The organism is Zobellella denitrificans (assembly GCF_002237365.1).
Lineage (GTDB): Bacteria > Pseudomonadota > Gammaproteobacteria > Enterobacterales > Aeromonadaceae > Oceanimonas > Oceanimonas denitrificans.
In genome coordinates this window covers 1-11957 of the sequence record NZ_NMUO01000006.1, presented here as the reverse complement: position 1 = coordinate 11957, position 11957 = coordinate 1, and the positions used below count along the sequence as shown (strand labels likewise).

Sequence of the window (11957 nt, the reverse complement as noted above, 5' to 3'; positions counted from 1 at the left end):
AAGGCTCCCCAGGGAGCCTTTTTGTTTCTTATCGGTATGTTGAGGATTCAGTCATGGCGGAACAGGACCAGACATTGAGCGAACGTCTGTTCACCCAGGTGGAGCAGGTACAGGAAACCTCCACCATTTCCTTTGCGGGCAGGCGCAGCGAGGCCCCGGTGCAGATCGCTCCCTATGTGGACGGCGCCCACCTGCCCGGTTTCTACCGGCTGCAAAAGCGCGCCTTCTGGCGCTGGCAGGGCACCGACAGCATCGAGATCGAGTCCACCCTGGCCCGTATCGCGGTGGCTGCCGGGCCGCGCAGTGTGGAGCAGTGGCTGGACACGGTGAGCGAGTACAAGAGCGGCAACTGGGTATTCGAGTGGAGCCAGCTGGGGGCAGAGGCCTACCAGGCGGGCATGGCCCTGCTGGCCGCCGAGCCGGCCCTGGCCCGGCAAAAGCTGCTGGCGGCGGCCCGCTATTTTTCCCTGGCGAGCTACCCGCACCTCAAGGGCGACGTGCTCAGCCTGCAGGCCCAGTTGCTGGCCAACAAGGCCTATCGCCAGGCCGGGCAACTGCTGCCGGTACCGCTCAAGGAGCTGCGCATCCCCTACAACGGCAAGGAGGTGCAGGGCTATCTGCACCTGCCGCGCCAGGACAAGGTACTGCCCCTGGTGATCGTCAGCGGCAGCCTGGACAGCCTGCAGCTCGATTTCTGGCGCTTCTACGAGGAGTACCTGGCGCCGGCGGACATCGCCATGCTGACGGTGGACATGCCGGGCATCGGCTATTCCTCCCACTGGCCCCTGGTGCAGGACAGCAGCCGGCTGCACCAGGCGGTGCTGGATTATGTGCCCCAAATTCCCTGGGTGGACGAGCGCCGGGTCGGGCTGGTGGGGGTGCGCATGGGCGGCAACGTGGCGGCCCGGCTGGCCTTTCTCGAGCCGTTCAAGCTGCGCACCGTGGTCAGCATCGCCGGGGCCGCCAACCTGTTCTTCACCGACCGCGACCGCTTCATGCAGACCCCGGCCATGCTCAGGGATACCATCGCCAATCGCATGGGGGTGCGCAGCAACGACTGGGAACAGCTCTATCACCACTGCCGGGGATTCTCCCTGAAGACCCAGGGCCTGATGGGCCACAGGACCACGGTGCCGCTGCTCAGCATCGGCCACAAGCGGGACTTCATTTGTCCGGAGTCGGACATCCAGGCCCTGGCGGCCTCCAGCCGGGGCGGCCAGGCCCTGGTGCTGGACAAGCTGCCGCTGTTCGAGGTTTACGGCCAGGCCCTGGCCAAGGCGCGGGACTGGTTGCTGGTCCATTTATAGCGCGGAAAGCGGCCGGCCGGTGTTTTTTCAGGCCAGGTCCCGGGCCGGCCTTTACCCTGGAACGAAAAAACGTTACATATAGGCAAGTTAACAGGGAGGCTGCATGACCACAGACAAGGTTACCCATCACAAGTTGATACGCAAGTTCGCCGCCATAGGTCCCTATCTGCGGGAGCCCCTGTCGAGCGAGGCGGAGTATTTCTTCGATTGCCTGGCGGTCTGTGCCAGCGCCAAGGCGGCGCCGGAGAAACGCGAGTTTTGGGGCTGGTGGCTGACCTTGACCACCGAGGATCAGCAGCTCTTCGAGTTTTATTACCAGCTCGGCTTCTATGATGCGGCCGGGCAATGGCAGCCCCAGGCGCTGCCGAAAAAACACGAAGAAGAAGTGGTGCGTACCCTGCGGGATTTCTACGACAAGCTGGGGCTGTGCATGGAAAGTCTTTCGCTCAGTATCCGACCTTCCCCCTCCCTGGGAGAAAAGCATCTGCTGAGCGCGGCCTGAGGGGCGCGCCATCATGACGGTCCTTGCCTCCGGGCAAGGGCCGGGTTTTCATCCCTTTTCATTATTCTGCCGGCGCTGCCGGCATTGCTGTTACTAAGGAGCCGCAGGGCGTTCCATGAAAGGCAAGACCATAGTCGTAAAACTGGGCACCAGCGTGCTGACCGGCGGTACCCGCCATCTGGACAGGGCGCACATGGTGGAGCTGGTGCGCCAGTGCGCCAGCCTGCACCGGGCCGGCCACCAGATCATCGTGGTCACCTCGGCGGCCATCGCCGCCGGCCGCGAGCACCTGGGCTTTCCCGAGCTGGCCGGCACCATGGCCAACAAGCAGATGCTGGCGGCGGTGGGCCAGACCCAGCTGATCCAGAGCTGGCAGTCCCTGTTCAATATCTACGGCCTGCACGTGGGGCAGATACTGCTGACCCGGGCCGATCTGGAAGACCGCGAGCGCTATCTCAACGCCCGCGACACCCTGCGCGCCCTGCTGGCGCATCGCATCATACCGGTGATCAACGAAAACGACGCCGTGGCCACCAACGAGATCAAGGTGGGCGACAACGACAACCTGTCGGCCCGGGCCGCCATCCTGGCGGAGGCGGATTTGCTGATCCTGCTGACCGATCAGAAGGGCCTGTTCACCGCCGATCCACGCCATGATCCCAAGGCCCAGCTGATCGAGGAAGTGCAGACCATCGACGACACCCTGCGCAAACTGGCCGGCGGCAGCATCAGCGGCCTGGGTACCGGCGGCATGGCCACCAAGCTGCAGGCGGCGGACGTGGCCCGGCGGGCCGGCATCGACGTGGTGATCGCCACCGGCCAGATGCCGGAGGTGATCGGCCGCCTGGCCGAGGGCGATCGCATCGGTACCCGTTTTCCGGCCCTGGCCACCCCGCTCGAGAGCCGCAAGCGCTGGATACTGGCGGGGCCCCCGCCCCACGGCGAGATCCATATCGACGCCGGCGCGGTCAAGGCGGTCAAGGACAAGGGCTCCAGCCTGCTGCCCAAGGGCATAGTGCGGGTGGAAGGACGCTTTCGCCGGGGCGAGGCGGTGCGCATCGTCAACCCCGAAGGCCGCGAACTGGCCCGGGGCATCTGCCGCTACGACGCCCTCGACCTGAACAAGATCAAAGGACAACACTCGGAGCAAATTGAATCCCTTTTGGGCTATGGCTACGGCAGCGTGGCCATCCATCGGGACGATCTGGTGCTCTTGTAGGAGAAATGACATGAATCTGGAACAAATGGGCCGGGCGGCCCGCGACGCCGCCTTTATCCTGGCCGAGACCCCGACCGCGGCCAAGAACGCCGCCCTGCTGGCCATGGCCGAGGCCCTGGAAGCCAGCGCCGACGCCATACTGGCGGCCAACGAAAAGGATCTGCAGGCCGCCCGGGAAAGCGGCATCGGTGAGGCCATGCTGGACCGGCTGATGCTGAACCCGGCCCGGCTCAAGGCCATCGCCGACGACGTGCGCAACGTGGTGTCCCTGCCGGATCCGGTGGGTGCCGAGCTGGACTCCCGGGTGCTGGAAAACGGCATGCGACTGTCGCGCCGGCGGGTGCCGCTCGGGGTGGTGGGGGTGATTTACGAGGCCCGGCCCAATGTCACCATCGACATCGCCGCCCTCTGCCTCAAGACCGGCAACGCCAGCATACTGCGCGGCGGCCGGGAGACCTTCCACACCAACCAGGAGCTGGTCAAGGTGATCCGCCAGGCGCTGGCGGTGAGCCGGTTGCCGGAAGGCTGCGTGCAGTACATCGGCGAGCCGGGCCGGGAGTGGGTGAGCGGCCTGCTCCGGCTCGACCAGTATGTGGACATGATCATCCCCCGCGGCGGCCCCGGCCTGCACCAGCTGTGCAAGGAGCAGTCTACCATACCGGTGATCATCGGCGGCTTCGGCATCAGCCACACCTTCGTGGACGAGAGCGCCGACCTGGTGCGCGCCATCGAGGTGATCGACAACGCCAAGACCCACAGGCCGAGCGCCTGCAATGCCCTGGACACCCTGCTGGTGCACCGGGCGGTGGCGGCCGGGCTGCTGCCTCGCCTGAGCGAGCGCATGGCGGCGAAAGGGGTGGAGCTGGTGGCCGATGAGGAAGCCCTGGCCCTGCTGCAGACCGGCCCGGCCCGGGTGCGGCCTGTCGCCGAAGGGGATTTCGACACCGAGTGGCTGGGCCTGACCCTGGGGGTCAAGCTGGTGAGCGATGTGGGCGAGGCGCTGGCGCACCTGCGCGCCTACAACGCCAGCCATTCCGACGCCATCCTCACCAACAGCCTGGCCAGCGCCGAGCGCTTTATCAACGGCGCGCCCTCGGCGGCGGTGTACGTGAACGCCTCCACCCGCTTTACCGACGGCGCCCAGTTCGGCCTGGGCGCGGAGGTGGCGGTGTCCACCCAGAAGCTGCACGCCCGCGGCCCCATGGGACTGGAAGAGCTGACCAGCTACAAGTGGATCGGTCAGGCGGATTACCTGATCCGCCAGTAACGGCTGCCCCGGCCCGGCCGGGGCGAGATTGAGAGGGGGATGTTATGCCATCCAAGCTGCTGGATGCCCTGCTGCTGGCGATGCCGCTGTCGCCGACGCTGGAGTCGTGGCGACAGCACCTGAAGACCCGTCTGTCCTACCCGGTACGGGGGGCGCAGACGCTGTTTATCGGTGAGCCGACCCTGGCCATCGTTTCCTTTCAGCACGACAGGGCGGAAGTACTGCTACCGGCCATGGAATGGCGCCATCACGATATCCACACCGCCAAGCCCCGCTCCCAGGGAGTGGTGGAGGAGCATAACGGCAGCCTGGAGCAATTGCTGGCGCTGGTGGAGGACACCATAGCGCTGCGGCTCAAGTCGTTCCGGGAGTGCAGCAGTTGCGGCAAGCACTGTGCGCCCGAAATGCTCGGCTCCCTGCAGGGCGAGCCGGTGTGCCGGGACTGCATCAAGGGCCGGCGGGTCCTGTTTTAAGCGTGGGGGCCTGGGATGTTATTCTTCCCAGCTTCCAGCCTGACTCTTGGTCACAAGTCCGACTGTCTGATTTGACGCAGATAAGAGGCAACAGGGCCACCTCCGCCGACACGCTGTGAATACATCCCTGTACGCTCGCACCTGCCATCCCTGGCAGGTGACGGTCGGCGGAGGCCATCCCTGTTGCCTCTTGCCAGCCCCGCTACCGCCTGAAGGTGGTGCCAACAGGTGGCTGCGGGGCGACAGGGAGGGCAAAGGGCGCAGCTCCGCCGGCCCTCCGCGCCAGGGAGGGCGCGGCGGAGCCTCCAGGGACGGATTCACGGCGTGCCGGAGGAGCTGTGCGCTTTGGCCGATGTTTTGTCTGATCGAAAGTCAATAGAAACTTGTGACCAAGAGCCAGGCTTCCAGCTTCCAGTCCCTAATCCCGGCCAAGGCGTGCCAGCCACAGCCGCAGGTACATGCCCGGCAGGGTGGTAAAGCCGGTGGTGGCATACTTGAGTTCCCCTTTGGTTGCCACCAGCAGGGTGGGGGTGATCTGGATGCCGAGCCGGCGGGCCAGGATGTTATGCTCGTCGTTGACCACCGCAAAGTCGTAACCGTGGTGGGCCAGGTAGCCTGCCACCCGGGCGTCCGGGCCCGAGGCGATGGCGATGCTGACCACGGGTGCGCCCACCAGGTTGACCATGGGGGAGACGAACCGGCAGACCCCGCACCAGCTGGCCCATACATAGATCAGCACCGGCTCTTCCCGGCTGAGTTCGGCCAGATCCACTTCCTCTCCCCCCAGAATGGCCAGGGGGCCGAGCACCGCCAGCGCCGTCGGCATGTCCCGGCTGCGCCACAGATCCACTGCCGTCACCACCACCGCCAGCAACAGCAAATAGCCGATGGCGGAGCGCAGCCGCTTTCGCCAAGGCCGGCTCATTGCCGCGCCTCGGCGAGGGCGTCCATCACCTGGTTGGTGGTGAGCAGCACCTCCAGCTCCCGTCCCCGGGGCAGGCCGGGGCCGAATACCTGGTTGAAGGGGATGCCGGCCCGGCCGTGCTGGCGCAGGTAGTCGGTGATCATGCCGTCGGGACGGGTCCAGTCGCCGCGCATCAGCACCATGTCTTCCTGCTGCAGGGCACCATAGACCGGCTCCCGCAGCAAGACTCCTATCTTGTTGGCCTGGCAGGTGATACACCAGTCGGCGGTGATGTCCACGAACACCCGCCTGCCCGCCGCCACTTCCTGCGCGATGCGGGCGGGATCCAGCGGCTGCCAGGCCAGCTCATCCTTGACCGGGCTGACCCAGAGGGACTGGGTGACCAGGGCCAGGCTGCCGCCCAGGGCACCGAGCAGCAGCAGGCCGGCCAGCCCGAAGACGAGCCCCCGGGCGCCGTGGCGGCGCAGCAGGGAGCCCAGCGCCAGCAGCGCCAGCAGCACCAGCAGTGCCAGGCTGGCGGGGGAGCCGATGGCGGGTCTGAGCAGGGACAGCAGCCACAGGCTGGTGGCCAGCAGCATCAGCCCGAACAGCCACTTCACCCTCAGCATCCAGGGGCCGGGCCTGGGCAGCAGCCGGATAAAGCCGGGGAACAGGGCCAGCAGCAGCCAGGGCAGGGCCATGCCCACTCCCAGACCGGTGAAGATGGCGATCAGCACCAGGGGCGAGGAGGCCAGGGCCACCGCCACCGCCGTGCCCAGGAAGGGCGCGCTGCAGGGGGTGGCGAGCAGGGTGGCGAACATGCCCTGCAGCAGGTGGCCGCCGTGGCCATGGCCGGGGCGGGTTGCCAGCCAAGTGTTCATGGTGGCGGGCAGGCGCAGCTCGAACAGGCCGAACAGGTTGAGGGAGAACAGGGCGGTGACCAGCAGCATAAAGCCGATAAAGCCGGGCTGCTGGAACTGGATGCCCCAGCCGAGCTGGGCGCCGGACCAGGTCAGGGCCAGCATAAAGGCGGCCAGCAGCCAGAACGACAGCAGTATGCCGGCGGCGGACAGCAGCAGCGGGCGGCGCACGTCGGCCCGGGAGCGGTGGCCCAGCAACAGGCCGTTGAGCTTGAGTCCCAGCACCGGCAGCACGCAGGGCATGATGTTGAGCACCAGGCCGCCGAGCAGGGCGTAGAGCAAGACCAGGGGCAGGGGAGCGCGGGCGGCGGCGGGCGGCAGCACGCCGGCTTCGATCTGCCCGGCCAGCTCTTCCGCCAGGCCCTCGTCGGTGGCGGTGATCACCACCACCTGGCCATCCAGGTCCAGCGCCGGATCCCAGCTGCCGACCCTGAAGCGGGCTTCCAGCCGTTCGCCCTCGACCTTGAGCCGGGGCTGGCTGAAGATGCCGTTGTCCAGCTCGTCCACGAACACCGCCGGCCGTTGCCAGCCGCGGGGGTTGTGCAGGCTGACCGCCAACTGTTGTTGTGCCTTGTCCCACACCAGCTGCCGTACCTGTACCAGGCTGGCGGGCCTGGGCACCCGGGACACCGCCTGCTGATAGCGGTGGTAGAGGGTTTCGTCGGCAACGACAGCATCCGGATCCAGATCCAGCTGCAGGTGATAGTCGGTGAGCACACAGATGGTGGTGCAGCTCGGCAGGGTGAGGGTAGCGTCGAGTCGCACCGGCAGGGTGCCATCGGCCGGCGTCAGCTGCAGGGGGAAATCCACGTCATGCTGGTAGCCCTGGGTCTCCACCCCGAGCAGGGTGAAGCGTTCGGGCAGGGGCCACTGCCAGTCGAGGCCGAGCAGGTTGCCGGACGACTGCCAGTCCAGCCGGGGGGCGATGCCGCCTTCGCCGGGGGAACGCCAGTAGGTTTTCCAGTCGTCGGCCAGGCGGACCTGCAGCAGGGCCGGGTAGTGAGCGGCGGCGGCATCGAAGGGGCCGGTCTGCCCCAGCCGCACCTGCACCGGCGGGTGTTCGGGGGCCTGCAGCCAGCCGGTGTCGGCGGCGAGCAGCGGGGGCTGCGGCAGGAGCAGCAGCAACAGCAGGGCAAGGATTCTGTTCACTAAGGGTCTCCGGTCGGTTAACGCAAGCTTACAAAATAGCGGCGTCAATCGCTATTCCCGACACAGCTAAATAACTGATCCTAATAGTGCTACATCGACCGGGCCCCGCACGCAGACACGCCGTGAAGACACGCCACTCACTGTTTCAGCCTGCTGCGAACATTCACTGGATGTTCGGTCAGGCTGAAACAGCTCGTCCTGGCGAGACAAGCTCGCCCCTGGGGGCTCCGCCGCGCCATCCCTGGCGCGGAGGGTCTGCTTAGCAGCACCCGGCCGTTGCCGGCAGTGATTTACTGTTCGGAACAGTTAATGACAACAGGGCCAGCGGCTGTTTCCGCGTCAACCGGCCGCCAGCCACAGGGCCACGCCCAGCATCAGGGAGCCGGCGATGCGGTTCATCAACTGCACCTTGCCTTTCTGCATCAATACCCGGCTCAGGGTCCGGCCGCCGCTGGCGTAGAGCAGCAGGCAGAGGAACTCCAGCAGCAGTATGATGGCCACCAGGGTGACCAGCTGGCCGGCCAGGGGCGCCTGGTTGTTGATAAACGGCGGCAGCAGGGCGATGAAGAAGGCCCAGCCCTTGGGATTGGCGATGGCGGTGATAAAGCCCTGGCTGACCAGGGTGGGGATTGGGATATGGCGCGGGCCGGCATCCACCGGGCTCAGGGCCAGCTTGCCCTTGGAGCGCCACAGCTGGATGCCGAGCCAGGCCAGGTAGAGGCCGCCGCCATACTTGAGCAGCAGGAACAGCTGGGGATATTGCAGCATCAGGGCGGCCACCCCGATCACCGCCAGGCAGGCCACCAGGCCCACCCCGACCAGCTCGCCCAGCATCATCCACAGCGCCCGCCGCACGCCCACCGTCATGCCGAGCGACAGGGCCAGGGTCATGCACATGCCGGGGGTCACCGACACGAAGAAAAAGGTGGGGATAAACACCATTAAGACTACAGTATTGATAGGACACCTGCCTGTGTATCTTTATCGACTGCCCATAATGTACGCCATTTTGGGAGAAAGACCAGAGATCGGACTGTGGAAAATCCTGCCAGTCCAGCAACCAGCTAGTCGCTGAAGCGGGGGCTGAACACCAGCCGGCCGGGCTGGATGTCCATGGCCACCGGCACCGTCTTCAGCCAGCCGTAGCGGCTGTCGTCGAGCCGGTAGACCGGCTGGTTCTCGAGCACGGCGCGCACCAGCTGCATCATGCCGGCGGAAGCGGCGGCCATGTCGCCCTGGTAGCCGAAGGCATCCACCTTGCTCTGCAGCAGGTTGAGATCGCGGATAAAGATGGCGTTCTGCTGGCGGTCGTACACCGGCCGGCCCTCTATCGCCAGATCGAGCTGGGCGGGGAAGCGGGCCACCAGGGCGTTGAGGGCGGTTTCCCCCTTGAGGTTCAGGCGCACCACCTGGCGGTTGTCGGGGCCTATCTGCAGATCCAGGTTGTCGACCCGGGTCTGCACCAGGCCCTGGGTAAAGCGCGGCGCCTGCTCTTCCAGCAGGGTGTAGAGGGATCTTTCTATCTCGCTCTCCGCCACGCTGTACTGGCTGATGCCGGCGCAGGCACTCAGCAGCAGGGAAAAGAGGACAACAAGGGGCTTGAACATGGTACATCTCCAGGAGGTTCGGGGTCGGCAGTGTAAGCCCGGCCGGCGAGCGACACAGCCGGCCGGGCGCGGCCTTCAGGCAATTACTGGCGCAGCAGTTGATCCAGTTGGTTGGCGAAGGCCTGGCGGTCGGCGGGGCTCAGGCTGGGCGGGCCGCCGGTCTGGACCCCGCTGGCACGCAGGGTCTCCATAAAATCGCGCATGGTCAGCTTGGCCCGGATGGTGCCCGGATCGAAGCGCTCGCCGCGCGGGCTCAGCACCCGGGCGCCCTTGTCCAGGGCCTCGGCGGCCAGCGGGATATCGCTGGTAATGAGGATATCGCCGGGCTCGAGCCGGGCCACGATTTCGTTGTCGGCGATATCGAAGCCCTTGGCCACCTGTACCTGCCTGACCAGCCGGGAGGCGGGCAGGGGCAGGGGGTGGTTGGCCACCAGGATGAGCGGGGTTTGGGTGCGCTCGGCGGCGCGGAACAGAATGTCGCGGATGACCCTGGGGCAGGCGTCCGCATCGACCCAGAGCTGCATCAGTTGCGCCGCCCCAATGCCTGCTTGCGCTCGATGGCGTCTTTCAGCTCGTAGGGATCGACCACCACCCCGGTGGCGTCGGCGGTGGGGAACACCGCCACCAGCAGTTCGTCTTCTTCCATGCCGGGTACCCAGCGGGCCAGCCACACCTGGAGGCTGATGGCCTCGGGCTTGCACTGGCTCCAGTCGTCCACCGCCCAGTCCCGGGCGTAGTCGGGGTGGGGCCAGACCGGGATGCAGTCCTCGTCGTCGTCCGAGGTCAGCATCATGCAGCCGTGCTCGTCGGTGAGGATCCACAGTTCCTGGTGTTCGCACACCCGGGCCACGAAATGGTTGAAGCGTTCATCGTCCCGCATGGTCTGGGCGGCCGCCTTGTCGGCGGCGCTGAGGGTATAGCTCATGGTGCTGTCTCGTCCGGTGTTTTTCCCGCATGTTCACACCCCAAGGCCCTGGTTGTCCAGCTGAAAGCGGCGACGGCGGCCGAATTTGCTCCACGCCTTTTCATGGAAGAAGTAGGCGACGGTGTTGACCATGGGCTCGACCAGGGCGATGAGGCCGCCGACCAGCACATCGCCGGACAGCAGCCAGGCCACGGTGAAGGCAACGGTAAAGTGCACGAGGGCAAAGGTGATGGTCTTGTACATGATGGCGTTCTCCGGCTGGAATATGATTTAAATGATAATGATTATCAGTAATTTATCCAGAGGTTCTTCGCTATCGAATTTATCGGCCATTCCTATCAGACAATTGGCCTCTGCGGGCAATCGGGCGTTTACAGCCGGCCCTTGCTCGGGATAGATTGAATTCAGTCTTTTCCGATAACAACGAGCGCTGGCTCGACCAAAGCAATCAGGGTTGCCCATGCATTTTCAAACCGACGATATCCGCATCAACGAGATCAAAGAACTGCTGCCGCCGATAGCGGTGCTGGAGAAATCCCCGGCCACCGATACCGCCTCGACCACGGTGTTCGAATCCCGCCAGGCCATTCACCGCATCCTCACCGGCGAGGACGACCGCCTGCTGGTGGTGATCGGGCCCTGCTCCATCCACGATCCGGCGGCGGCGGTGGAATACGGCAAGCGCCTCAAGCCGCTGCGCGACAAGTACGCCGACCGGCTCGAAATCGTGATGCGGGTCTATTTCGAGAAACCGCGCACCACGGTGGGCTGGAAGGGGCTGATCAACGACCCCTACCTGGACAACAGCTTCCAGATCAACGACGGCCTGCGCATCGGCCGCAAGTTGCTGCTGGATCTGAACGATCTGGGCCTGCCCACCGCCAGCGAGTTCCTCGACATGATCACGCCCCAGTACGTGGCGGATCTGATGAGCTGGGGCGCCATCGGCGCGCGCACCACCGAGTCCCAGGTGCACCGGGAGCTGGCCTCCGGCCTGTCCTGTCCGGTGGGCTTCAAGAACGGTACCGACGGCACCATCAAGGTGGCGGTGGACGCCATCGGCGCCGCCAGCGCTTCGCATCACTTCCTGTCGGTGACCAAGTACGGCCACTCCGCCATCGTCGCCACCGCCGGCAACCCGGACTGCCATATCATACTGCGGGGCGGCAAGGAGCCGAACTACAGTGCCGAGCATGTGGCGGCGGTGTGCGATGGGCTGGCCAAGGCCGGCCTGCCGCAGAAACTGATGATCGACTTCAGCCACGCCAACAGCAGCAAGCAGTACCAGCGCCAGATGGTGGTGTGCGAGGACGTCTGTGGTCAGTTGGCCGCCGGCCAGCAGGCCATCATGGGGGTGATGGTGGAAAGTCACCTGGTGGCCGGACGCCAGGATCTGGAGGAAGGCAAGCCGTTGACCTTCGGCCAGAGCATCACCGACGCCTGTATCGGCTGGGAAGATACCGAGGCCCTGCTGGCCCAACTGGCGGAGGCGGTCACCGCCCGCCGCCAGGCCTGAGTGGATTGGGCGCGGAGGCGTGAGGGGGGAGGCGTGAGCAATTCCCCCGGCCCGATAGCAAAAAGGAGCCGAAAGGCTCCTTTTTTATGGGCGCTGGGTAGCGCAAGGCGGGGTGAGGCAAGGTGGGCGGGTACAGGCTGATATCGGCAAAGCGTGGCTCACTTCACC

12 protein-coding genes and 1 pseudogene are annotated in these 11957 nt (G+C 65.7%); 6 read left to right on the top strand and 7 right to left on the bottom strand.

The features are described from left to right. The first annotated feature begins 53 nt into the window (after positions 1 to 53). From frsA to CGX12_RS02460, 5 genes are all read left to right on the top strand, one after another. Complete coding sequence (gene frsA, locus CGX12_RS02480) at positions 54 to 1307, top strand: esterase FrsA (protein ID WP_094038319.1); 1254 nt, start codon at positions 54 to 56, stop codon at positions 1305 to 1307. 103 nt (positions 1308 to 1410) lie between these two features. After that, the gene (gene crl, locus CGX12_RS02475) at positions 1411 to 1809 is read left to right on the top strand and encodes a sigma factor-binding protein Crl (protein WP_094038318.1); all 399 of its coding nucleotides are present in this window, start codon (positions 1411 to 1413) and stop codon (positions 1807 to 1809) included. 115 nt (positions 1810 to 1924) lie between these two features. Beyond that, entirely contained in the window at positions 1925 to 3028 is a 1104-nt protein-coding gene (gene proB / locus CGX12_RS02470) for a glutamate 5-kinase (protein WP_094038317.1), read from the top strand. 10 nt (positions 3029 to 3038) lie between these two features. Then, positions 3039 to 4295, top strand: a complete 1257-nt coding sequence (locus CGX12_RS02465) for a glutamate-5-semialdehyde dehydrogenase (protein ID WP_254918186.1) — start codon at positions 3039 to 3041, stop codon at positions 4293 to 4295. A 44-nt stretch (positions 4296 to 4339) separates the two neighbouring features. Beyond that, positions 4340 to 4768: a hypothetical protein gene (locus tag CGX12_RS02460; protein ID WP_094038315.1), complete on the top strand. Its 429-nt coding sequence runs from the start codon at positions 4340 to 4342 to the stop codon at positions 4766 to 4768. A 418-nt stretch (positions 4769 to 5186) separates the two neighbouring features. Here the strand turns inward: CGX12_RS02460 and CGX12_RS02455 are convergent, their stop codons facing one another. The 7 genes and pseudogenes from CGX12_RS02455 to CGX12_RS02425 all read right to left on the bottom strand — a co-directional run. Next, entirely contained in the window at positions 5187 to 5693 is a 507-nt protein-coding gene (locus tag CGX12_RS02455; protein WP_094038314.1) for a protein disulfide oxidoreductase, read from the bottom strand. Then, complete coding sequence (locus tag CGX12_RS02450; protein ID WP_254918184.1) at positions 5690 to 7741, bottom strand: protein-disulfide reductase DsbD family protein; 2052 nt, start codon at positions 7739 to 7741, stop codon at positions 5690 to 5692. Before CGX12_RS02450 ends, CGX12_RS02455 begins: the two co-directional genes overlap by 4 nt. 339 nt (positions 7742 to 8080) lie before the next feature. Then, a complete protein-coding gene (locus tag CGX12_RS02445) occupies positions 8081 to 8683 on the bottom strand; it encodes a LysE family translocator (protein ID WP_094038313.1) in 603 nt (200 codons plus the stop codon). 122 nt (positions 8684 to 8805) lie between these two features. After that, positions 8806 to 9348: a YceB family lipoprotein gene (locus tag CGX12_RS02440; protein WP_094038312.1), complete on the bottom strand. Its 543-nt coding sequence runs from the start codon at positions 9346 to 9348 to the stop codon at positions 8806 to 8808. A gap of 83 nt (positions 9349 to 9431) precedes the next feature. Further along, positions 9432 to 9872 carry a YaiI/YqxD family protein gene (locus CGX12_RS02435; RefSeq protein WP_094038311.1) on the bottom strand — a complete coding sequence of 147 codons (441 nt, stop codon included), beginning with the start codon at positions 9870 to 9872 and terminating at the stop codon, positions 9432 to 9434. Next, complete coding sequence (locus tag CGX12_RS02430; protein WP_094038310.1) at positions 9872 to 10273, bottom strand: DUF2750 domain-containing protein; 402 nt, start codon at positions 10271 to 10273, stop codon at positions 9872 to 9874. The genes CGX12_RS02435 and CGX12_RS02430 overlap by 1 nt, the downstream gene beginning before the upstream one ends. Positions 10274 to 10354: 81 nt before the next feature. Further along, positions 10355 to 10516 (bottom strand): annotated as a pseudogene (locus CGX12_RS02425) (DUF2061 domain-containing protein); the annotation flags it as partial. 217 nt (positions 10517 to 10733) lie between these two features. Between CGX12_RS02425 and aroG the strand changes: the two are divergent. Then, positions 10734 to 11789 carry a 3-deoxy-7-phosphoheptulonate synthase AroG gene (gene aroG, locus CGX12_RS02420; RefSeq protein ID WP_094038308.1) on the top strand — a complete coding sequence of 352 codons (1056 nt, stop codon included), beginning with the start codon at positions 10734 to 10736 and terminating at the stop codon, positions 11787 to 11789. Positions 11790 to 11957: the final 168 nt, after the last annotated feature.

Excerpts from the sequence above, each read along its gene's own strand:
- CGX12_RS02460 (WP_094038315.1), top strand. The coding sequence starts at position 4,340 with ATGCCATCCAAGCTGCTGGATGCCCTGCTGCTGGCGATGCCGCTGTCG.
- CGX12_RS02445 (WP_094038313.1), bottom strand. The coding sequence starts at position 8,683 with ATGGTGTTTATCCCCACCTTTTTCTTCGTGTCGGTGACCCCCGGCATG.
- CGX12_RS02430 (WP_094038310.1), bottom strand. The coding sequence starts at position 10,273 with ATGAGCTATACCCTCAGCGCCGCCGACAAGGCGGCCGCCCAGACCATG.
- proB (WP_094038317.1), top strand. The coding sequence starts at position 1,925 with ATGAAAGGCAAGACCATAGTCGTAAAACTGGGCACCAGCGTGCTGACC.
- CGX12_RS02440 (WP_094038312.1), bottom strand. The coding sequence starts at position 9,348 with ATGTTCAAGCCCCTTGTTGTCCTCTTTTCCCTGCTGCTGAGTGCCTGC.
- CGX12_RS02465 (WP_254918186.1), top strand. The coding sequence starts at position 3,039 with ATGAATCTGGAACAAATGGGCCGGGCGGCCCGCGACGCCGCCTTTATC.
- CGX12_RS02455 (WP_094038314.1), bottom strand. The coding sequence starts at position 5,693 with ATGAGCCGGCCTTGGCGAAAGCGGCTGCGCTCCGCCATCGGCTATTTG.
- CGX12_RS02435 (WP_094038311.1), bottom strand. The coding sequence starts at position 9,872 with ATGCAGCTCTGGGTCGATGCGGACGCCTGCCCCAGGGTCATCCGCGAC.
- frsA (WP_094038319.1), top strand. The coding sequence starts at position 54 with ATGGCGGAACAGGACCAGACATTGAGCGAACGTCTGTTCACCCAGGTG.
- crl (WP_094038318.1), top strand. The coding sequence starts at position 1,411 with ATGACCACAGACAAGGTTACCCATCACAAGTTGATACGCAAGTTCGCC.
- aroG (WP_094038308.1), top strand. The coding sequence starts at position 10,734 with ATGCATTTTCAAACCGACGATATCCGCATCAACGAGATCAAAGAACTG.